Raw genomic sequence first — 21,787 nt, 5'->3', positions numbered from 1 at the left:
TTTGCCGCGGACAGCCTGCCTTCGGATGGACCCGAATCAGCGCTAGGGCATCGCCTTCCGTGACTTCCCTGGACACAAGCAGCATGACCGGCCCCGAACTGAAGCAGCTCCGCAACGACCTCTCCGATGCCCTCGGGCGCAAGCTCACAGCGGCCGACATGGCGAGGCTGTGCGGATTGCCGGAGAAGGGCGGCGCCGACACGATCCGGCGCTGGGAGGTGAGCGGTCCGTCTCCATCTGCGACCAAGGTGCTATGCGTGCTCGCGATGGCGAGCGAACGCTATCCGATCATGGAGAAGTTCGACGTCTTCGACCGTCACGACGTGCGCGAGGAAGATCGTCCGGCAAAGCGTGCGGCCTTCCGCGAGCAGATGCGCGATGAAGCGCGGCGGCGTCTTGGTTAATGAGACGCGCGCACAAGTTACTCGAAGCTCGCGAAGTTAAGCCTTCCTTCACCACTTCTTAAGCCGCCATTAAGCACGAAAATCATTTACAGCCCAATAAGTTAGGTTGGCTGCCGCTGTGCCATGGATGTGACAGCATTTTCGTCAAAAGCGAGCTATCTGCAAAACCAGCGCGGCGCGGAAAGCGCGCCTGCCGGGGACCTAAGTGTTGGAGTTCAAGACGATGAAGAAGATCCTGTTTGCGACTGTTGCGCTGCTCATGGCGGGCACGGCTGTGCCGGCGATCGGTGCCGATCTCGGTAACCGCAATTACTACAAGGCGCCCGCGCCGGCCTACGCCGCGCCGATCTACAACTGGACCGGCTTCTACATCGGTGCGCATCTCGGTGGCGCGTTCTCCAGCGACAACAATTTCAGCGGCCTCTCCACCGGCAATAACGGCAACGGCCGTTTCCTCGGCGGCTTGCAGGCCGGTGCGGACTGGCAGTTCCACCCGAATTTCCTGGTCGGCGCCGAAGCCCAGTACTCCTGGCTCTCGGGCAGCGTCGGTGCGGTGTTTCCGGGCGGCATCGCCTACACCAACGACCAGCGTGGCCTCGGCTCTATCACCGGCCGCGTTGGCTACACCTGGGGTCCGGGCCTGCTCTACGTAAAGGGCGGCTACGCCTATTCGGATAACAACGAGAAGGTCACTGTCGGCGGCGTGCCGACCGCCTTCGTCATCACCGGCGATCACCGCAACGGCTACACCGTCGGCGCCGGCGTCGAGTACATGTTCGCCCCGAACTGGTCGGCCAAGGCCGAGTACCAGTACTACAATTTCGGCGACGCGCACTTCACCGGCGGTCCGCTGGCAGGCACGGGCAACTTCACCACCGACGACCACACCATCAAGGCGGGCGTCAACTACCGCTTCAACTGGGCCAACTCGACGGTCGCGCGCTACTGATCGCGCGTCCAAATTCCCTTTCGCCATCAAGGGCCGGCACCTCTGCCGGCCCTTTCATTTTTCGCTCTGCGGAACCAACCAAGCAATTGTGCAACTTGCGATTTTTTAACCGGGACCAAGGATACTCCGTCGCGAAAACATAAAGATCATGCGTGGGGGAATTTCGATGGCGATCCGTCTTGGTGGTCTTCTTGGCCGTTTCATGCCTCGTTTCAAGATGCCGAAATGGGGCGTGCGCGGCAGCCTGTTCGCCGCCTTCGCATTGATCGCCGGTATGGGCCTTGTCATCGCGGCAGGCGCCGGCTTCGTGTTCAACCACCTCGGCGCGACCATGATGGATCTGAGCGGGCGCGACATTCCGCGCCTCTCCGCCAGCCTTCAGCTCGCTTCGCAGAGCGCAACACTCGCAGCGCAGGGCCCGGGCCTCCTCGCATCGCCGTCCGAAGAGGCGCTGAACGAACGCACCAAGAGCGTGAAGGACATCCAGCAGCTCGCCATGGCGAAGCTCGGCGAGATCATCGAGCTCGGCGCCGACAAGCAGATCGCGACCGCGCTGCGCGACACCGCCAAGAGCATCGACGAAGCCACGCAGAGCCTGGTCTCGGCGGCTCGCGAACGGCTCGAAACCGGCGCGCTGCACGACAAGCAATATGAAGCGTTGCGCAAGGCCCAGCTCGCCTTCGTAGGCGCCGCGGGCCCCGCGATGCTGGATGCGCAGACACGCCTGAACGCGATCCTGGGCGCAGCGGACGTGTCCGCTGACGATGCCACTGAAGCTGCCCGCACCGTCGCCCAGATCTCGATGGTCTCCGCCAACGGCAATCTGATGGCCGCCGACATGATGGCGGCGCTTTCGGCCAACAACAGCGACACGCTGGAGGTGATCGAGAAGGAATTCAAGGCGACGCGCGACCGCGTCAAGTCGAATCTCGAGGACCTGCCGAAGGTTCCCTCGATGCAAGCGATGCGCGACGCCGTGCAAAAGCTGTTCGCCTTCGGCGAGGGCAAGACTGGCGTGTTCAAGATCCGCCAGAAGGAGCTCGACGCCCTCGACTACGGCCAGACCATCCTGGACGAGACGCGCAAGCTCAATGTCGGCCTCGGCATCAGCGTGCAGCAACTCGTCGACGGTGTGCAGAAGGAGACCAATGCGTCGACCTTCCAGGCGCGTCAGGAGATTTCGCTCGCGACGACCGCGATGCTGGCGCTGGGCGCGCTGATGCTGGTCGGCTCGGCGCTGTTCGTCTGGCTCTATGTCGGCCGCAACATCCTGCGCCGGATCGGCGCGCTGCAAGGATCGATGCAGCTGCTCGCGAACGGCGATCTCGAAACCGAGATCTACCGCTCCAAGAACCATAATGACGAGATCTCGGTGATGGCGAACACGCTGCAAGTGTTCCGCGAGAGCATGATCGAGTCCCGCGCGATGTCGAGCGAGCAGGACAAGGACCGCGCCGCCAAGGCCGAGCGTGCCGCGCGCATGGAGTCGAAGATTGCAGAGTTCGAGGGCACGGTGCGCAACGCACTCGACAATCTCGCGCAGTCCGCCAATTCGATGCAGTCGACGGCGCAGAGCATGTCGACCACCGCAGACCAATCCAACGCGCTGGTGAACGCGGTCGCCTCCGCCGCCGAGGAGACCTCGGTCAACGTGCAGACCGTGTCATCAGGCACCGAGCAGCTGTCGTCCTCGATCGAGGAGATCAGCAAGCAGGTCGTCACCTCGGCCGCAATCGCAAAGAAGGCTGTCGAGGAGGCCGGTGCCACCGACACCACGGTGCAGAGCCTCGCCGACAGCGCGAGCCGCATCAGCGTCGTCGTCGACCTGATCCAGACGATTGCGTCGCAGACCAATCTGCTCGCGCTCAACGCAACCATCGAAGCGGCGCGCGCCGGCGAGGCCGGCCGCGGCTTCGCCGTGGTCGCGTCCGAGGTGAAGAGCCTCGCGAGCCAGACTGCGAAAGCAACGGAAGAGATCCGTACCCAGATCGCCAGCATGCAATCGGTCACGACCTCGGCGGTCGGCGCCATCCAGGGCATCGGGCGGATCATCGGCGAGATCGACAACGTCACCACGACGATCGCGGCCGCGGTCGAGGAACAGGGCGCGGCGACCCGCGAGATCGCCCGCAACATCCAGCACGCGGCCGGCGGCACCAGCGAGGTCTCCAGCAACATCGTCGGCGTCTCCACGGCTTCCGCCGAAGCCGGCGCCGCAGCCAGCGAAGTACTGGGCGCCTCCGATGCGCTGCGCCGCGAGGCCGACATGCTGCGCGGGGAGATCGATGCGTTCCTCAACAACATGCGGGCGGCGTAAGGACGCCGCCCCTTGGGCTCGGCCACGGAAAAAGCGCTCCGGTATGACGGCCATGCGGAGACCACGGCCCGTCCTTTTTCGGCTGGCGCCCCGCCCGCGCTGGGTTTAAGCCGATAGCATGAACGCAAAAACCGACACTGTGCCGTCCTCCGCCGAGGCGCTGCGCTACCCCTGGGAACAGCATCCCGGCCCCGAAGAGGTCGTCGAGGTGCGCCCCGGCGTGTTGTGGGCGCGGCTGAAATTGCCGTTTCGCCTCAACCACGTGAACATCTACCTGCTCGCCGACGGCGACGGCTATGCGATGGTCGATGCCGGCTTCGGCAATGAGGAGACGATCGAGGCCTGGACAAAACTGTTCGAGGGGCCGCTGAAGGGCGTCAACATCACGCGCCTGATCGTCACGCACTCGCATCCCGACCATGTCGGTCTCGCCGGGTGGATCGTCGAGCGGTTCAACTGCCCGCTGGTGATGTCGCAGGTCGAATATCTGCAATCGGTCTATCATCAGAACCGCGGCACTGAGGAGCGTCGCAACGCGCAGCGGCTGTTCTTCCGCCGCCACGGCATGGACGAGTCGCTCACCGAAAAACTGCTCGGCCGCGGCCAGGATTATCTCAAGCAGGTGTCGGTGCTGCCGCCGTCCTACCACCGCATCTCGCATGGCGACGAGGTCGTGATCGGCGCGCGCCGCTTCAAGGTGATCACCGGCGGCGGCCACGCGCTCGACCAAGTGATGCTGTATTGCGCCGACGACAAGCTGTTCCTCTCCGCCGATCAGGTGCTGAGCAAGATCTCGCCGAACGTCAGCGTGTGGGCGGTCGAGCCCGACCAGAACTCGCTCGGCGAATATCTGGCCTCGCTTGCGAGCCTCACCACCACCCTGCCCTATGATCTGCTGGTGCTGCCCGGCCACGGCGTGCCGTTCTACGGGCTCAAGACCCGTATCAAGCAGCTCGCCGACCACCACGAGGAGCGTTGCCGCCTGATCGCGGAAGCCTGCCGCGAGGTGCCGCAGACCTCGCGCGCCCTGGTGCCGGTCGTGTTCAACAAGCACGTGCTGGACGAGCACCAGATGGGCTTTGCCGCCGGCGAGCTCGTCGCCCACGTCAACTACATGATCGTCGAGGGCCGGCTGACGGCCGAGACCAAGGACGGCGTGCTGCAGTTCCGGACGAGTTGAGCTCTGTCTTCGCCTCGTCCCGCTTACGGGGTGATGCCGACGCGCCCCGATAGCGGATGGTGCAGAGCAACATTGCATCTCGCGCGAACTTGATCGGGATCAAGTTTCAAATCGCACGATAGGGCATTTTGCCCAAATGCCCCGCAGGTCCAAATGTGGGATAGCGCATAGACATTAGAGCTGGAATAGCTCTAAGAAGATGCGGCCCTTTGGTCAGTTCCGTTGCAGGTTTGACGATGGATTACAGCCAGTTTTTCAATTCCGCCCTCGATCGTCTCCATACCGAGCGGCGCTATCGCGTGTTCGCCGATCTCGAACGCATTGCCGGCCGGTTCCCGCACGCGCTCTGGCACTCGCCCAACGGCAAGCGCGACGTCGTGATCTGGTGCTCCAACGATTATCTCGGCATGGGCCAGCACCCGAAGGTGGTCGGCGCGATGGTCGAGACCGCAACGCGCGTCGGCACCGGCGCAGGCGGCACCCGCAACATCGCCGGCACGCATCATCCGCTGGTGCAGCTCGAAGCCGAGCTCGCCGACCTCCATGGCAAGGAAGCCTCGCTGCTGTTCACCTCGGGCTATGTCTCGAACCAGACCGGCATCGCAACCATCGCAAAGCTCATTCCGAACTGCCTGATCCTGTCGGACGAGCTCAACCACAATTCGATGATCGAGGGCATCCGCCAGTCCGGCTGCGAGCGGCAAGTGTTCCGCCACAACGATCTCGCCGATCTCGAAGCGCTGCTGAAGGCGGCGGGTCCGAACCGGCCGAAGCTGATCGCCTGCGAGAGCCTCTATTCCATGGACGGCGACGTCGCGCCGCTCGCAAAAATCTGCGATCTCGCCGAGAAGTACGGCGCAATGACTTATGTCGACGAGGTCCACGCCGTCGGCATGTACGGCCCGCGCGGCGGCGGCATCGCCGAGCGTGACGGCGTCATGCATCGCATTGACATTCTCGAAGGCACGCTGGCGAAAGCGTTCGGCTGCCTCGGCGGCTACATCGCCGCCAACGGCCAGATCATCGACGCCGTGCGCTCCTACGCGCCGGGCTTCATCTTCACCACCGCGCTGCCGCCGGCGATCTGCTCGGCCGCGACCGCCGCCATCAAGCATCTGAAGACGTCGAGCTGGGAGCGCGAGCGTCACCAGGACCGCGCCGCCCGCGTCAAGGCGATCCTCAACGCCGCCGGTCTGCCGGTGATGTCGAACGAGACCCACATCGTGCCGCTGTTCATCGGCAATGCCGAGAAGTGCAAGCAGGCCTCGGATATGCTGCTCGAAGAGCACGGCATCTACATCCAGCCGATCAACTATCCGACGGTGGCCAAGGGCACCGAACGGCTACGCATCACGCCCTCGCCCTATCACGACGACGGCCTGATCGATCAGCTCGCCGAGGCGCTGTTGCAGGTGTGGGACCGCCTCGGTCTGCCGCTGCGCGAGAAGTCGCTCGCGGCGGAGTAGGGTTTTCGCCTCTCGCCGCAAGCGGGGCGAGGGAGAGCGGGCAGCTCATCCTGCGGCTTAACGACAACCCCGGTTCCTCCCCTGGCACGGCATTTCGCTGTCGCCTATACCCGCCCGACGCGCTAGATTTGCCGGGAAAATGAGACTGGGCGCTGCCGGCGCCCTGGGAGAAGCGCGCTCGCAATGCTGCACGACTGGGGCGTGATCGCCGCCGCCTTCGGCTATATCGGCTTCCTGTTCCTGGTGGCGAGCCATGGCGACCGCCGCTCGCAGGCCAAGGCCGGCCGCGCGTCCGGGCTGATCTATCCGCTGTCGCTGGCGATCTACTGCACGTCCTGGACCTTCTTCGGCTCGGTCGGCTTTGCGACCCGCACCTCGACCGACTTCCTCGCGATCTATGTCGGCCCGATCCTGATGATCGGGCTCGGCGCCGGCGTGCTTCGCCGCGTGATCCAGCTCGCCAAGGCCCACAACATCACCTCGATCGCCGACTTCATCGGCGCGCGCTACGGCAAGAGCCAGGCGGTGGCGGCTACCGTGGCGCTGATCGCGATCATCGGCTCGGTGCCCTACATCGCGCTCCAGCTCAAGGCGGTCGCCTCCTCGCTCGCGACCATCCTGAGCGAGGACCAGGCGTTCTCCCACATCCCGATCCTGGGCGACATGGCGCTAATGGTGACGCTGGCGATGGCCGCCTTCGCCGTGCTGTTCGGCACGCGGCAGACCGATGCCACCGAGCACCAGCACGGCCTGATGCTGGCGGTGGCGACAGAATCCATCATCAAGCTGGTTGCCTTCCTCGCCGCCGGCATCTTCGTCACCTTCTGGATGTTCTCGCCGCACGAATTGATCGAGCGCGCGATGAAGACGCCGGAGGCGGTGCGCGCCATCAACTATTCGCCGTCGATCGGCAATTTCCTCACCATGACGCTGCTGTCGCTGTGCGCGTTCATGCTGCTGCCGCGCCAGTTCCACGTCAGCGTGGTCGAAAATTCCAGCGATGCGGAGGTCGGACGCGCGCGCTGGCTGTTCCCGCTCTATCTCGTCGCCATCAATGTGTTCGTGATTCCGATCGCGCTCGCCGGCCTCGTCAGCTTCCCGTTCGGCGCAGCCGACCCTGACATGTACGTGCTGGCGCTGCCGATGGAGGGCGGCGCGGACCTGCTCAGCGTCGCCATCTTCGTCGGCGGCCTGTCGGCGGCGACCGCGATGGTGATCGTCGAATGCGTCGCGCTCTCCATCATGGTGTCGAACGACCTCGTGGTGCCGCTGGTGCTGCAACGACGACCGGAGGGACGCACCGGCGGCGCCGATTTCAGCGACTTCCTGCTGCGCTCGCGCCGGCTCGCGATCTTCGCCATCATGGTGATGGCCTATTTCTACTACCGCGCGCTCGGCAACACCCAGCTTGCGGCGATCGGCCTGCTCTCCTTTGCCGCGATCGCCCAGCTCGCGCCGAGCTTCTTCGGCGGGCTGCTGTGGCGGCGCGCGACCGCGCGCGGCGCGATCGGCGGCATGCTGGTCGGCTTCGCGGTGTGGCTCTACACGCTGTTCATTCCGAGCTTCATGGATTCGTCGACGGCGGGCATCCTGCTGCTCCAGCACGGTCCGCTCGGGATCGAAGCGCTGCGGCCGCAGGCGCTGTTCGGCGCCGATTTGCCGCCGCTGATGCATGGCGTGGTCTGGTCGCTGTCGCTCAACATCCTCACCTATGTGCTGCTCTCGCTGGCCCGGCAGCCATCGTCCATCGAGCTGGTGCAGGCCGATCTGTTCGTGCCCAACACACTGGCGCCGATCTCCCCGAGCTTCCGCCGCTGGCGCACCACCGTCACGGTGCAGGACATCCAGACTACCGTCGCGCAATATCTCGGGCCCGACCGCGCCCGTCATTCGTTCGAGGCCTTCTCGGCCCGGCGCAATGTGCGGATCGAGCCGGCAGCGCCTGCCGATTTCGAGCTGTTGCAGCATGCCGAGCACCTGATCGCCTCCTCGATCGGCGCGGCGTCCTCACGCCTCGTGATGTCGCTGCTGCTGCGCAAGCGGACCGTGTCGGCGAAAGCCGCGCTGAAACTGCTCGACGATTCCCACGCGGCGCTGCATTTCAACCGCGAGATCCTCCAGACCGCGCTCAATCATGTGCGCCAGGGCATCGCGGTGTTCGACGCCGACCTGCAGCTGATCTGTTCCAATCGGGTGTTCGGCGATCTCCTCAACGTTCCTCCGCACTTCATCCAGTTCGGTACGCCGCTTCGCGAAATCCTGGAATTCATGGACGTCAGCAACCCCGCCGATCCGGTCGAGCGCGAGGCCATGCTGGAGCGGCGGCTTGCCGCCTACACCACCGACAGCGAGCCTTATCTCGAGCGCCTGCCGGAACGCCATATGGTGATCGAGACCTTGACCAACCGGATGCCCGGCGGTGGCTTCGTCATCACCTTCACCGACGTCACGCCCAGCTTCGAGGCCGCGGAGGCGCTGGAGCGCGCCAACGCGACGCTGGAAAAGCGCGTGCGCGACCGCACCGAGGAACTGACCCGGCTGAACTCGGAGCTGGCGCTGGCCAAGAGCGCCGCGGAAGACGCCAGCATCTCCAAGACGCGGTTCCTCGCAGCGGCGAGCCACGACATTCTCCAGCCGCTGAACGCGGCGCGGCTCTATGTCACGAGCCTGGTCGAGCGCCAGCACAGCGGCGAGGAGACCCGGCTGGTCGAGAACATCGACGAATCGCTCCAGGCGATCGAGGAGATCCTCGGCGCGCTACTCGACATTTCACGGCTCGATGCAGGCGCAATGACGACCTCCATCTCAAGCTTCAAGATGGCCGATCTGATGCGGTCGCTGGAGATCGAGTTCGCGCCGATCGCGCGTGCCAAGGGCCTCGAGCTCGCCTTCGTGCCCTGCTCGCTGCCGGTCGAGTCCGATCGCCTGCTGCTGCGACGCCTGCTCCAGAACCTGATCTCGAACGCGATCAAATACACCCCGCGCGGCCGCGTGCTGGTCGGCTGCCGCCGTCAAGGCCCCTCGCTCAAGATCTGCGTCTACGACACCGGCGTCGGCATCCCGGCGGCCAAGCGCGGCGAGATCTTCAAGGAGTTCCACCGTCTCGAGCAGGGCGCACGCATCGCGCGCGGCCTCGGCCTCGGCCTCTCCATCGTCGAGCGTCTCGCGCGCGTGCTCAACCACGGCATCGCCATCGACGCCAATGCGAGCCGCGGCTCGGTCTTCTCGGTCACGGTGCCGACGGCGAAGGCGATCACGCTCACCGCCGCCGTCACCAGCGCGACGCCGCTGGCGCGCACGCCGATCGCGGGCGCGCTGATCGTCTGTATCGAGAACGATGCCGCGATCCTCGACGGCATGCGCACGCTCCTGAAGGCCTGGGGCGCCGAGGTCATCGCGGTCGCCGATCCCGAAGGCGCGATCGCCGCGATCGAGGTCGCCGGCAAGCGCGTCACCGGACTTTTGGTGGACTATCATCTCGACCGCGGCAACGGCATCGCCGCCATCCGCGACATCCGCCGCCGTTTCGGCGACGCGATCCCTGCGATCCTCATCACCGCCGATCGCAGCCCAGCCGTACAGGTCGCTGCGCGCGACGAGAAGATCGCAGTCCTCAACAAGCCAGTGAAGCCGGCTTCGCTGCGCGCCCTGCTCGGACAATGGCGCACGCAGCAGATGGTTGCGGCGGAGTAGGACGCTCGCGCGGCTCAGGGCGCGAGCCGGGTGAAAACGTAATCGTGTCCCTTGGCGTGGGCGTCATGGCAGGCGAAGCAGGTGCGGTGCTGGGCCTCGTCGACCGGCTTGCCGTCGACGAAGCGGCCAAAGCCCCAGCCGCCGGTGGAGGCGTATTTTTTGGAATCCTTGACCATCACCTGGACCGTTGTGGCGGCGCCGGGAATCGTCGCGGATGCGAAGTCCGGCGAGGGTTTCCGCTTCCAGGCGCGCTTGACCAGAATGGTACCGTCGGGGAACGGAAGTTTTTCGGCCTGATAGGCTTCGATTGCCGTCTGGTTGCCGACGACCGCGCGAAGCTCGTTAAGCGGTGTCGCCTCTTCGGCCGGCGCGATCAGCTCCCACTGCTTGTAGCCCGCCGGAATCGTGACGCCGAAGATCGGCGAGTCGTCTGCCGTGTTGCCTTGCGCCGGTCCTTCGGCAAGAGCGATCGGGACTAAATAGGGCACGCAAGTCAGGAGAACGACAAGAAGGAGCACCGTCAGCGTGATGGCCGCGGCATAGGAGCTCTTTTTCATTTCAGGTTCGATGGGCGTCATGGAATTTCTTCATGCTGGGACCAGGCATATATCCTCGGTCCAGCCGCGCTGGACCGAGGCATCGAATAAACGCTCACGCACCGTCGGCGTCGATGACGGCCTTGGCAAAGGCTTGCGGTGCTTCCTGCGGCAGATTGTGGCCGATGCCGCCGGTGATCAGGCGAAAGTCGTACCGGCCGGAGAACCTCTTGGCATAGGCGCTGGGGTCGGGATGCGGCGCACCGTTGGCGTCGCCTTCCATCGTGATCGAGGGGACGCTGATGACAGGAGCAGCCGCGAGCTTCCTTTCGATCTCCTCGTACTTCGCTTCGCCCTGCGCGAGCCCAAGCCGCCAGCGGTAATTGTGGATCGTGATCGCGACATGATCCTTGTTGTCCAGCGCGGCCGCGCTCCGGTTAAAGGTCGCGTCATCGAACTTCCATTGCGGCGAGGCCAGCTTCCAGATCAGTTTTGCGAAATCGTGCGTGTACTTCTCGTATCCGGCACGGCCGCGCTCGGTCGCAAAATAGAACTGATACCACCATTGCAATTCGGCCGACGGTGGCAGCGGCGCGTTGCCCGCAGCCTGGCTGGAGATCAGATAGCCGCTGACCGACACCAGCGCGCGGCAACGATCCGGCCACAGCGCGGCGATGATGTCGGCGGTGCGCGCGCCCCAGTCGAAGCCGGCAACGACCGCCTTCTTGATCTCGAGCTTGTCCATCAGCGCGATGATGTCGACGGCCATTGCGGCGGGCTCGCCGTTGCGCGGCGTCTCGCTGGAGAGAAACTGCGTGGTGCCGTAGCCGCGCAGATGAGGGATGATCACGCGATAGCCGGCCTTGGCCAGGATCGGCGCGACGTCGACGAAGGCGTGAATGTCGTAGGGCCAGCCGTGCAGCAGGATCGCCACGGGGCCGTTCGACGGACCTGCTTCCGCGTAGCCGACATTGAGGACGCCGGCGTCGATCTGCTTGATCGGACCGAAGGACGCATTCGAGGCTTGGGATCGCGGCGCTTGCGTTTCGGCGCGGGCGAACACGCCAAGGCCGACGGCGACGGTTCCTGCGGCAACCCCAAAAAACTTGCGGCGATGCTGGTCGATAATATGGGTCATGGTCGGATACCTTCTTGATAGTTGGCGAAGTTGTCAGATCAGATCGACGGTGACGTCGATGTTGCCGCGAACGGCGTTGGAATAGGGGCAGGTCTGGTGCGCCTCATCGACGATGTCGCGGGCGACCTCACGCGCGAGGCCCGGCAGGCTGACATTGAGGCGCGCCCTGAGCGCGTAAGCGCCCTGGTCGAGCACGAGATCGATTTCCGCCTCGATCGCGCTTTTGCTCGGAAGCACGATTTTTCGTTTCCGGGCCGCGATCTCCATGGCGCCTTCGAAGCATGCGGACCAACCGGCCGCGAACAATTGCTCGGGATTGGTGCCGATGCCGGCGCTGCCGGGCGGCGACAGCCGCACGTCGAGGCGGCCATCCGAGCTGCGCGACATACCATCCTGACGCCCGCCGGAGGTGTGGGTCCGGGCCGTGTAGAGCAGCTTTTCCGTCTGGCTCATGAGAGTCTCCTTGCGGTCACGCAACTGACTATCAGCGACCTTGCCGGAATACCCGTTTGGTGTTGTGAGAAGTTGTGAGCTCGCCGGGAACCGTGTTGGGTGGCCTGCAAGGGCGGCCTGATTCCGCTGCAAGGCAAGCCTTGTAGGATCGCTGCGCGCTGGCTATCCGGTTCTGGAAATGAGCAAAGATTTCGCGCGATGACCGAGCCGGCCGGGCCTGCCGCAATGACACTTTCGTTCGGACCATTCACCGTGACGCCGCATCAGCGGCTGGTGACGCGCGACGGCATTGTGCTGCCGCTGGGCGCCAAGAGTTTCGATACGCTGATCGCGCTGATGTCGCGACCGAACCAGGTCGTCAGCAAATGGGATTTGATGGGGCTGGTCTGGCCGGGCATGGCCGTCGAGGAAGCCAATCTGCGCTTCCATATTGCAGCGCTGCGCAAGGCGCTCGGCGATGGCAAGGATGGCGCCCGCTACATCACGACGCTGTCGGGCCGTGGCTATTGCTTCGTGGCGCCGATCTCGCAAGCGGGGGTTCAGCCAGAACGGCACCGCGCGGCGGTGGCCGAGTTGCCGCCCGTCAAACTCCCCAACCGGTTGCAGAGGATGGTCGGACGCGCCGACGCGGTCACCACCGTATCGGACAAGCTCATCACCTCCCGCTTCGTCACGATCGTCGGCCCGGGCGGCGTCGGCAAGACGGCCGTGGCGGTGGCGATTGCGCATGACCTGCTGGCGACGTTTGCGGAGGCCGCGCACTTCGTTGATCTTGCCGCACTCAGCGATCCCGATCTCGTGATCACCTCGCTGCTCCTGATGCTCGGGCTGCCGGCCCAGACCGACAATCCGATGCCTGCGCTGCTTGCGCATCTGCAAGCCAAGCGCATGCTGCTGATCCTGGATAATTGCGAGCATGTGATTGCGGCGGCTGCCCCGCTCGCGGCGGAGATCTTTCAGGCCGCGCCACACGTCCACATCCTCGCGACGAGCCGCGAAGCCCTGCGTGTCGAGGGCGAGCAGGTCTACCGCCTGTCTCCGCTTGGCGTTCCGCCCGATGATTCCGGACTGACAGCTGCGGTCGCCCGGACTTACCCCGCCATCGAACTCTTCCTCGAACGCGCGAACGCGGGTGGCGCCCAGATCGCGCTCGATGATTTCAATGCCGCCATCGCCGCGAGAATCTGCCGCAAGCTCGACGGCATGGCGCTTGCGATCGAGCTCGCCGCAGGTCGCGTCGAAGCCTATGGCCTGGAGCAGACCGCAACGCTGCTCGACGAGCGGCTCAATCTGCTCTGGCACGGGCAGCGGACCGCGCCGCCGCGGCAGAAGACGTTGCAGGCCACGCTGGATTGGAGCTACGGCCTGCTGTCCGAACTCGAACGCCTCGTGCTGCGCAGGCTTTCGGTTTTCGTCGGCCACTTCACCATTGATGCCGCGCTCGAGGTCGTGCCCGACGGACAGGTCGATCGCGCGCTTCTGTTCGAGGCCATCGACAGCCTCGTCGCCAAGTCGATGGTCGCGCCGCGCCCCATTGGCGCGATGATGCGCTACCGTCTGCTCGACACCACGCGTGCCTATCTGCTCGGGATCGCGGACGACGTATCGGCCCTCGCCGCGCGTCACGCCACCTACTACCGGCGATGGCTGCAACAGGCCGGAACCAAATGGGCGACGGTGCCGAGCGCCGACGAGCGGGCCATCCATTTCTCGGCGCTTCACAACGTGCGCGCCGCCCTCGACTGGTGTTTCGGCGGCGGCGGTGACGTCGGCGGCGGCATCGCGCTTGCCGCTGCGGCCGCACCCATTTTCCTGGCGATGTCCCTGCTGACCGAATGCCGGCGCTGGTCCGAGCGGGCGCTGCTGGCGATCGATTCCGCCTCGCTCGGCAGCGCTGAAGAGATGCATCTGCAAGCCGCGCTCGGATTGACGCTGATGTTCACGCGCGGCGGCAGCGAAGCGGCGCGCAGTGCGCTGACCCGGTCCCTTGCAATTGCAGACAGGCTTGGCGATGCACCGAACCAGCTCCAGCTGCTCGGCCGGATGCACATCTTCCACGAGCGGATCGGTCAGTTCGAGGCTGCGCTAGGTTATGCGCAACGGGGTCTTGTCGTCGCCGGGACGCTCGGCGATGCCGCTTCGCTCGCTCTGGCGCAGTCGCTGCTCGGCGTCTCGCTGCATCTCAGCGGCGAACATCGCGATGCCATGCGGATGCTGGAGGCCGCCTGGCGCGGACCCGGCACGGAACGCATCAGCACGGTCTATGGCTTCGACCATCGCAACCGCGCCGGCATCTCGCTGGCCCGCGAATTGTGGTTGCAAGGCCAGCCGGCGCAGGCACGGCAGCTGGCGCAGCAGACGGTCGCTGAGGCTGCGCAGATGGATCATCCGATCACGCTCTGCATCGCCCTGATCTGGGCGGTTTCGATCGACCTCTGGAGCGGGGACCTCGCGAGCGCCGACGCAAACATCGACCGCTTCATCGCTCACGCCGGGTCGCGCTCGATGGGGCCTTATCTCGCCGCGGGCAGGGGCGTCAAAGGCGAGATCGCAATCCGTCGCGGCGACGCGGCGAGCGGCGTCGAGACCATCGGGAGCTGCCTGCAAGAGCTGCACGAGTCCGGCTACGAACTGCTCACCACCACGTTCCACCTCGCGCTGGTCCAAGGCCATCTCACGCTCGGGCAAATCGAGCAGAGCAGACACCTGATCTCGGATGCGATCCGGCTGGTCGAACAGGGTGGCGACCGCTTGTACATGCCCGAGCTGCTGCGGATGAAGGGCAAGGTGCTGCTGTCGCAACCGCAGCCGAACAGCGAGGAAGCGGAGAGCTGCTTCAGGGAGGCGCTGGAGCTGAGCCGCCGCACGGGCGCGAAAGCCTGGGAGCTTCGCGCCGCGATCGATCTCGCAACGCTGATTGCCGATCGCGGGGAGGCGACGCAATTGCTCCAGTCGGCGCTCGAAGGCTTCGTCGAGGGTTCGGAGACGGCGGATATCAGGACCGCCATCGCTTTGTTGCAGACATTGTAACGCGGACTCGGCGCCTCTCGTGCCCGGGGAGCGCTGCGCTGCGTCCGGGGCACGAGAGCGGAGTGGGGCGCGCGTTCGCTCAACGCCGTCATTGCGAGGAGCCCTTGCGACGAAGCAATCCAGAGTCTTTCCGCGGAGGGATTCTGGATTGCTTCGCTGCGCTCGCAATGACGGAGTAAGCGGCAGCGTCGCTCTTCCAATTCGCACTTCAACTTGCAGACACGCCTTTGCGTTCTCGCGGCGCAATTCGCCCGAGCTTTGCCTGGTCGCTTCACCCTCTCAAGCCGAGAGGGCGCAGGGAAGGCCGGGTGCTGACCTCGCACCCGCGGTCCGCTGCGCGAAGATGTAGCGCAAAAGAACCGCACAGCAGCATACAGGTGGCGCCAATCACTCGGCCTTCCCTGCGCGATGGTTGGACGGCTTATGCCGTGCTCTCCCGGGAGCCGAACTTTCCCTTTGGCCTCCCTCGCCCCGCGAATTGACGATGCCGTCTGCCCGGTTGGGCTCGCGCGCATCTTCGCGAAGGCTTGACCGTAGCAACGACGGCCAGGACCACACGGTTTTGCCGTACGCACGGCCCGCCATGTCGCCGCAGTATTCCCAGCCCCGTCGACGGAGGCCGGAAACTTACAGACGAGACGAAGCCTAGCAGCGCCGCTCGTCCGCACGCGGTTTCGAGCTCACAGGGACTACCCGCCCTACCCGCACCGTTTCGTGCCGACGCTGCCGCGTCCACCGCAAGCCCGGCTCGCAATCAAGACGACAACGAGATCGCCCCTCAAGGATGAGCCGGGATGGGCGATACATACGCCAAAACCGAATTTCGGTAAAGTGGAATATTTTACGCCGCGCCGATTGACCCGTCGCTTGGGTGTTTTGCCCGGCGGGCAGCGCAAGCGCTGGTGGTTGGCTCACCCCGTCGGGGTGCCCTGCTTCCACTGGCCGCCGGCGATCTTCGCCGCGGCGATCACGGCTTGCGTCCGGCTCTCGACGCCGAGCTTTTGCAGGATCGCCGAGACGTGCGCCTTGATGGTTGCTTCGGAGACACCGAGCTCATAGGCGATCTGCTTGTTGAGCAGCCCTTCCGACAGCATCATCAGCACCCGGACCTGCTGCGGCGTCAGCGTCACCAGGCGGTCGCGCAGCTTGGTCATGTCGGGGTCGGCGGCGGCCGACAGGTCGGTGTCGGCGGGAACCCAGACGTCGCCCTCCATCACCTTGAGGATGGCGTCGCGCAAGGTCTCGACGCCGAATCGCTTTGGGATGAAACCGGAAGCACCGAAATCGAGCGAGCGGCGGATCGTGGCGCTGTCGTCGGAGGCCGAAACGATCACCACTGGGATCGCCGGATATTGCGCGCGCAGATAGATGAGGCCGGAAAAGCCGGAGATCCCGGGCATCGAGAGGTCGAGCAGGACCAGATCGACGTCGGAGGTCTGTTCCAGCAGCTTGGTCAGATCCTCGAACGATCCGGCCTCGTCGATCCTCGCCGAAGGCAGGACGCCCGCCACCGCCTGCCGCAGCGCATCGCGGAACAAGGGATGATCATCGGCAATGACGAGATGGGTCGAAGGAGCGCTCATCGTTCTCTTGCTGTCGTTCGCGACCGGCCGGCGAGTCGATCCGCGGCGGGTCAATTCTTCCCCGAGCGGCCGTGGCATGCAAGGCACATTATTCCTTTGCGGGAAAGGGGTTAATCCGCAACCTTCGCGGCCATGCACCGGCGCCTGATCCCCGGGCCGTCAGCTGCGCGTCAGTGCGCAAGGCCGAAAGTCGTATTGGGGCCAGTTTCACGCCGATGTTACCTTGCGGGCAAGACCCAGGTTGATCCGGACGCTCCGGACATCCGGGACGCGAGGAAACGATATTCGGGGAGTGAGAACTATGACAATGGCAGCGGCCGCCGGCGGCGTCGGGGCGCGGGGGATGACCGGCGAAGAGAAGAAGGTCATCTTCGCATCTTCACTCGGTACCGTGTTCGAATGGTATGATTTCTATCTGTACGGATGGACCGCAGCCCAGATCGGCAAGGCGTTCTACTCCGCATTCGACGCCAACACGCAGTTCATCTTCGCGCTGCTGACGTTCTCGGCGGGCTTCCTGGTTCGCCCCCTCGGCGCGCTGGTGTTCGGCCGGGTCGGCGATCTCGTCGGCCGCAAATACACCTTCCTCGTCACCATCACCATCATGGGCATGTCGACCTTCCTGGTCGGCTTGACGCCGGGCTACCAGACGATCGGCTGGCTGGCCCCGACCATCCTCATCGGCCTGCGTCTTCTGCAAGGTCTCGCCCTCGGCGGCGAGTACGGTGGCGCGGCAACCTATGTGGCCGAGCATGCACCGCAGGGGCGTCGCGGCTTCTACACGGCCTGGATTCAGACCACCGCGACGATCGGCTTGTTCATGTCGCTGCTCGTGGTCTACATCGTCCGCAACAGCATGAGCCCCGAAGCATTCGCCGATTCGGGCCTCTCGGGCGGCTGGCGCTATCCCTATCTGCTCTCGATCGTGCTGCTCGGCATCTCGATCTGGATCCGCATGCAGCTGTCCGAATCGCCGCTGTTCCAGAAGATGAAGGACGAAGGCAAGGGCTCCAAGGCCCCTCTGTCGGAATCCTTCGGCAACTGGCAGAACGGAAAATACGCGCTGATCGCCCTGTTCGGCCTCACCGCGGGTCAGGCCGTGATCTGGTACGGCGGGCAGTTCTACGCACGCGTCTTCCTCGTCAATACGCTCAAGGTTCCGGCGAACTCGGCTGACATCGCGCTCATCATCGCGCTTGCGATTGCGACCGTCGGCTTTCTGTTCTTCGGCTGGCTCTCGGACAAGATCGGCCGCAAGCCGATCATCCTGGCCGGCTGCTTGCTCGGCGCCCTGACCTATCATTTCGCCTTCAGCATGCTGACGACGGCCGCCAACCCGGCGCTCGAAAAGGCACTGGCCAATGCGCCGGTGTCGGTCGTCGCCGACCCGAAGGACTGCAACGTGCTGTTCGACCCGGTCGGTGGCCGGGTGTTCACCAGCTCCTGCGACGTCGCCCGCAACGCGCTGATCGCATCGTCGGTGAACTTCAAGCTGGAGCCCGGCGCGCCGGGCAGCCTGGCCAAGGTCGTCGTCGGCAACAAGTCGTTCGATTCCGTGAACGGCTCCGGCGCCGATCCCAAGGCCTTCGCGGCCGCGCGCACCGCATTCACCGGCGCCGTGACGGCGGCGGTCGGTGAAGCAGGCTACCCGATCAAGGGCGCCGATCCGGCAGCGATCAACATGCCGCTGCTGATCCTCGTCCTGACCTACCTCGCGATCCTCGTGACCATGGTGTACGGCCCGATCGCGGCGGCTCTCGTGGAGCTGTTCCCGACGCGGATCCGTTACACCTCGATGTCGCTGCCCTACCACATCGGCAACGGCTGGTTCGGTGGTCTGCTGCCGCCGATTGCGGTCGCGCTGGTGGCCGCCACGGGCAACATCTACGCAGGTCTCTGGTACCCGATTGCGATCGCGTCGATGACCTTCATCGTCGGCCTGATCTTCGTTCCCGAGACCAAGGACGTCGACATCACCAAGACCTGATCGCTTCGCAACGCGTCTCTGCAACCGGCCGCGGATCACTCCGCGGCCGGTTTTGCTTTTGGCGCCTTACTGATTGCTGCCGATGAATTGCAACACCAACTCGCGCCGGTGCGGGCGCGCGCGATGCTCGATCAGATAGATCGCCTGCCAGGTGCCGAGCGCGAGCCTGCCGTTCAGGACCGGGACCTGCAGCGAGGTCTGCGTCAGCATCGACTTGATGTGCGCGGGCATGTCGTCCGGTCCTTCGGTATCATGCGTCCACCCGGCATTCTCAGGCGCGAGTCGTGCGAGCGCGGTGGTGAGATCGACTAAAACGGAAGGGTCGGCGTTTTCCTGGATCGTCAGCGACGCCGAGGTGTGACGGATGAACAACGTCAACGCGCCGTCGCGGGCGTGAACCTCGGCAATGAACTTTGCGGCTTCGCTGGTGAGATCGGTGAAGCCGCGGCCCGGCGTCTGCACAGTCAGCAGCGACGATGCGATCGTGGTGGCCTGCACTGACGACGGTGCCGAGCGGGTGACGGATTTCGCTGATGTCATGAAAGGCCTCGATTGGTCGCAGCCTGGATAGCGCGGCGGGATCCTCAAATCTTCCCCGACACGTCCTTCTGCACGCGGTTGGCCATGTCGATCAGCCGACGCCAGGCTTTCTCCAGGAACGACATCACACGGTCCATGTCCTGGTCGCTGGGCAGCGGTATCTCGAGCTTGCGGTCGCCCTCGGCGACCTTTGGTTCTCGTGCTTGCGGCTCCGCCTTCTTCAGCGGGTCGGATTTCGGCAGCGCGTCGTCGATCTTGCCCGACACTGTCGGCCCTGCCGCGAGCTGTCCCTTCAGTTTCTCGACTTCAGCCTGGAGCCGGCCGATCTCGGCATCGAGCGCGGTGCGTTCGTCGGGCACCGCGTAGCAGGCCCAGCCGGTGCCGTTCCTGCTGCAGGTCGATACCGTGCCGGTGCGGGTGTCGAGCCGCAGCACGCCCTCGGGGATGGGCGTCATGCTGTAGCGGCCGTTTTCACTGTCGGGCGCGGATTGCGCGGCGACGAGGCCGCCACCGACAGCCATCACCGCGGCAAGCGCCGCTGCCGCAAACCACGATGCTGTGGATGAATTCGCTGGTCTCATCACACTCTCCGCCACGACGCGCCGGTGGCACATCCGTAATTCTACACCTCGGCAAAGCCAGCCGCCGCCAAAAACACGGCCCTGAAACCAACGATCCCGGCGGCCCGTTTGATCCCGGCAGCGCGGCGAAATGGCGGCCGCATCCGCCGATCATGAGCACAGCTGCTGCGGTGCGGCGTCACGCTGTGAGCAGCGTTGCCGCACACGCCAATATCGTCAAATAAATCAGATAGATAACAGAAAGAGACGCAATCGTGACTTGGCTTGACTTGATTATAGGCCATCAGTATGGTCCGCGCGGCTTTTGAGGGTGGCGGGCGTAATTTCCATTCAACCGCGGCGTTTCTGGTCTTCGTGGCATGGCTCAAGACACGGGACACGGCGGGAATGGAGATCGCGATAGATCGCCCGAGGAAGCTGCGCTTTCCGAACGGCTCGGAAGTCTTGATCAGCGGTTGTCCGAACTTCGCGGCCGCCACATCAAGACCGAGCAACCCGCAGGTGACGGTGAAGACAGAGCGGCCAGAGCTTCGGCGATGGCGCTTGGATTCCGGTTATCCTCCGAGTTGGTCGCCGGGGTCGTTGTCGGGGCGGGGATTGGCTGGGGTTTCGACCGCTTGCTGTCGACGTCGCCTTTCGGGTTTATCGTGTTCCTGCTGCTTGGCTTCGTGGCCGGCGTGGTGAATGTGGTGAGAACGGCGGGTGCGGGTCAGAACAGGCGCGGTGGTTCTTAAAGCCGATCCGAACAGGAGAGGAATTTTCGCACAGGCTTCGCCGGTGCGAGCCGGCCCGGCCGGAAGACCGAGACACGCCGGCTAGCCGGCAGACCAAGAGATGCCGCGCTGATGAAAATCGATCCGATCCACCAGTTCAACATCGAGCCTCTCTTCACGATCGGCCATATCGGCAATCACACGATCGCTTTCACCAATTCATCGCTCTACATGCTGGTGGCGGTGGCGATCATCTCGCTCCTGATGCTTGCCAGCGGTACACAGCTGGTTCCAGGGCGCCTTCAGTCGGTCGCCGAGATCTCCTACGAGTTCGTGGCCTCGACCATCCGTTCGACGGCCGGCTCGGAAGGCATGAAGTTCTTCCCGCTGATCTTCTCGCTGTTCATGTTCATCTGCGTCTCGAACCTGGTCGGCATTATTCCCTACACCTTCACGATCTCGAGCCATCTGATCGTGACGGCGGCGCTTGCGCTCCTGGTCTTCTTCACCGTCCTGATCTACGGCGTTGCCAAGAACGGCACGAAGTTCTTCTCGATCTTCGTGCCCCACGGCGTCCCCGGCTACATCCTGCCGCTGGTGATGTTCATCGAAATCCTGTCGTTCTTCCTGCGGCCGGTCTCCCACAGCGTCCGTCTGTTCGCCAACATGCTGGCCGGCCACATCGCGCTGAAGGTGTTCGCGGGCTTCGTCGCCATGCTCGGCTTCTCGCTCGGCGCCCTTGGCTGGGTCGGCGGCGTGCTGCCGCTGGCGCTCACGGTCGCGCTGTACGCGCTCGAGATTCTGGTCGCGTTCCTGCAGGCCTATGTGTTCGCGATCCTGACCTGCATCTACCTCAACGACGCCATTCATCCGGGACACTAAGCGGTCCGGGGAATTTCCACCCAAAACCCAATCTTTCTTCCAAGGAGTCTAAAATGGATCCGGCAGCAGCAAAACTTATCGGCGCGGGCATCGCATGCATCGGCATGGGCGGCGCGGGCGTCGGCGTGGGCGTGATCTTCGGTAACTACCTCGCCGCAGCCGTTCGCAACCCGTCGGCTGCTCAGGGCCAGTTCGGCAACCTGATTTTCGGCTTCGCCGTGACCGAAGCGCTCGGCATTTTCTCGCTGCTGATCGCGCTGCTGCTGCTGTTCGTTCCGCTCTGAGGACGACTTTTCGCGCCGCTTCAACCGAAGCGGCGCGCATGACAGCAACAG

Annotated in this window: 18 protein-coding genes; 11 read left to right on the top strand and 7 right to left on the bottom strand. The window is 64.6% G+C overall.

From position 1 onward, the window contains the following. Positions 1-83 precede the first annotated feature (83 nt). The 6 genes from IVB29_RS13980 to IVB29_RS13955 all read left to right on the top strand — a co-directional run bounded on the left by IVB29_RS13980 (position 84) and on the right by IVB29_RS13955 (position 10,009). The gene (locus IVB29_RS13980; RefSeq protein WP_247503942.1) at positions 84-404 is read left to right on the top strand and encodes a hypothetical protein; all 321 of its coding nucleotides are present in this window, start codon (positions 84-86) and stop codon (positions 402-404) included. A gap of 223 nt (positions 405-627) precedes the next feature. Further along, the gene (locus tag IVB29_RS13975; protein ID WP_247503941.1) at positions 628-1,353 is read left to right on the top strand and encodes an outer membrane beta-barrel protein; all 726 of its coding nucleotides are present in this window, start codon (positions 628-630) and stop codon (positions 1,351-1,353) included. Positions 1,354-1,519: 166 nt separating this feature from the next. Beyond that, positions 1,520-3,670 (top strand): methyl-accepting chemotaxis protein, encoded by a 2,151-nt coding sequence (locus IVB29_RS13970; RefSeq protein ID WP_247503940.1) that lies wholly within the window; start codon positions 1,520-1,522, stop codon positions 3,668-3,670. A 118-nt stretch (positions 3,671-3,788) separates the two neighbouring features. Then, the gene (locus IVB29_RS13965) at positions 3,789-4,850 is read left to right on the top strand and encodes an MBL fold metallo-hydrolase (RefSeq protein ID WP_247503939.1); all 1,062 of its coding nucleotides are present in this window, start codon (positions 3,789-3,791) and stop codon (positions 4,848-4,850) included. Positions 4,851-5,086: 236 nt separating this feature from the next. Then, positions 5,087-6,316, top strand: a complete 1,230-nt coding sequence (gene hemA, locus IVB29_RS13960; protein ID WP_247503938.1) for a 5-aminolevulinate synthase — start codon at positions 5,087-5,089, stop codon at positions 6,314-6,316. 183 nt (positions 6,317-6,499) lie between these two features. Then, positions 6,500-10,009, top strand: a complete 3,510-nt coding sequence (locus tag IVB29_RS13955) for a PAS domain-containing hybrid sensor histidine kinase/response regulator (RefSeq protein ID WP_247503937.1) — start codon at positions 6,500-6,502, stop codon at positions 10,007-10,009. 14 nt (positions 10,010-10,023) lie between these two features. On the opposite strand, the gene IVB29_RS13950 is transcribed toward IVB29_RS13955, so the two are convergent. From IVB29_RS13950 to IVB29_RS13940, 3 genes are all read right to left on the bottom strand, one after another. After that, positions 10,024-10,587 carry a cytochrome P460 family protein gene (locus IVB29_RS13950; RefSeq protein WP_247503936.1) on the bottom strand — a complete coding sequence of 188 codons (564 nt, stop codon included), beginning with the start codon at positions 10,585-10,587 and terminating at the stop codon, positions 10,024-10,026. Positions 10,588-10,660: 73 nt separating this feature from the next. Further along, the gene (locus IVB29_RS13945) at positions 10,661-11,683 is read right to left on the bottom strand and encodes an alpha/beta hydrolase (protein ID WP_247503935.1); all 1,023 of its coding nucleotides are present in this window, start codon (positions 11,681-11,683) and stop codon (positions 10,661-10,663) included. A gap of 33 nt (positions 11,684-11,716) precedes the next feature. Then, complete coding sequence (locus IVB29_RS13940; RefSeq protein WP_247503934.1) at positions 11,717-12,136, bottom strand: organic hydroperoxide resistance protein; 420 nt, start codon at positions 12,134-12,136, stop codon at positions 11,717-11,719. A 198-nt stretch (positions 12,137-12,334) separates the two neighbouring features. Here IVB29_RS13940 and IVB29_RS13935 point away from each other — a divergent pair, with 198 nt between their 5' ends. Then, positions 12,335-15,166, top strand: coding sequence for a winged helix-turn-helix domain-containing protein (locus IVB29_RS13935; protein WP_247503933.1), 2,832 nt, complete (start codon positions 12,335-12,337; stop codon positions 15,164-15,166). 911 nt (positions 15,167-16,077) lie between these two features. Here the strand turns inward: IVB29_RS13935 and IVB29_RS13930 are convergent. Continuing rightward, on the bottom strand, positions 16,078-16,749 hold the full coding sequence (locus IVB29_RS13930; RefSeq protein WP_247503932.1) for a response regulator transcription factor: 672 nt from the start codon (positions 16,747-16,749) through the stop codon (positions 16,078-16,080). A 301-nt stretch (positions 16,750-17,050) separates the two neighbouring features. Between IVB29_RS13930 and IVB29_RS13925 the strand changes: the two genes are divergently transcribed. Further along, on the top strand, positions 17,051-18,736 hold the full coding sequence (locus tag IVB29_RS13925; RefSeq protein ID WP_247503931.1) for an MFS transporter: 1,686 nt from the start codon (positions 17,051-17,053) through the stop codon (positions 18,734-18,736). A gap of 66 nt (positions 18,737-18,802) precedes the next feature. Here the strand turns inward: IVB29_RS13925 and IVB29_RS13920 are convergent, their stop codons facing one another. Genes IVB29_RS13920 through IVB29_RS13910 form a run of 3 tightly spaced genes read right to left on the bottom strand, consistent with a single transcriptional unit; the run spans position 18,803 to position 20,141 of the window. Further along, positions 18,803-19,276 carry a secondary thiamine-phosphate synthase enzyme YjbQ gene (locus IVB29_RS13920; protein ID WP_247503930.1) on the bottom strand — a complete coding sequence of 158 codons (474 nt, stop codon included), beginning with the start codon at positions 19,274-19,276 and terminating at the stop codon, positions 18,803-18,805. A 44-nt stretch (positions 19,277-19,320) separates the two neighbouring features. Beyond that, positions 19,321-19,857 (bottom strand): hypothetical protein, encoded by a 537-nt coding sequence (locus tag IVB29_RS13915; protein WP_247503929.1) that lies wholly within the window; start codon positions 19,855-19,857, stop codon positions 19,321-19,323. Between the two features lie 41 nt (positions 19,858-19,898). After that, positions 19,899-20,141: a hypothetical protein gene (locus tag IVB29_RS13910; protein ID WP_247503928.1), complete on the bottom strand. Its 243-nt coding sequence runs from the start codon at positions 20,139-20,141 to the stop codon at positions 19,899-19,901. 75 nt (positions 20,142-20,216) lie between these two features. On the opposite strand from IVB29_RS13910, the gene IVB29_RS13905 reads away from it, so the two are divergent. The 3 genes from IVB29_RS13905 (at position 20,217) to IVB29_RS13895 (ending at position 21,736) form a co-directional block, all read left to right on the top strand. Then, on the top strand, positions 20,217-20,591 hold the full coding sequence (locus IVB29_RS13905; RefSeq protein WP_247503927.1) for an AtpZ/AtpI family protein: 375 nt from the start codon (positions 20,217-20,219) through the stop codon (positions 20,589-20,591). A gap of 111 nt (positions 20,592-20,702) precedes the next feature. Then, positions 20,703-21,452 carry a F0F1 ATP synthase subunit A gene (locus tag IVB29_RS13900; protein ID WP_247503926.1) on the top strand — a complete coding sequence of 250 codons (750 nt, stop codon included), beginning with the start codon at positions 20,703-20,705 and terminating at the stop codon, positions 21,450-21,452. 53 nt (positions 21,453-21,505) lie between these two features. Next, the gene (locus IVB29_RS13895) at positions 21,506-21,736 is read left to right on the top strand and encodes a F0F1 ATP synthase subunit C (protein WP_007599451.1); all 231 of its coding nucleotides are present in this window, start codon (positions 21,506-21,508) and stop codon (positions 21,734-21,736) included. Positions 21,737-21,787 lie beyond the last annotated feature (51 nt).

The sequence above is a fragment of the Bradyrhizobium sp. 1 genome, assembly GCF_023073315.1.
Taxonomy (GTDB): Bacteria; Pseudomonadota; Alphaproteobacteria; order Rhizobiales; family Xanthobacteraceae; genus Bradyrhizobium.
The sequence above is the reverse complement of the archived record's forward strand: the minus strand, read 5'-3'. Positions and strand labels throughout refer to the sequence as shown.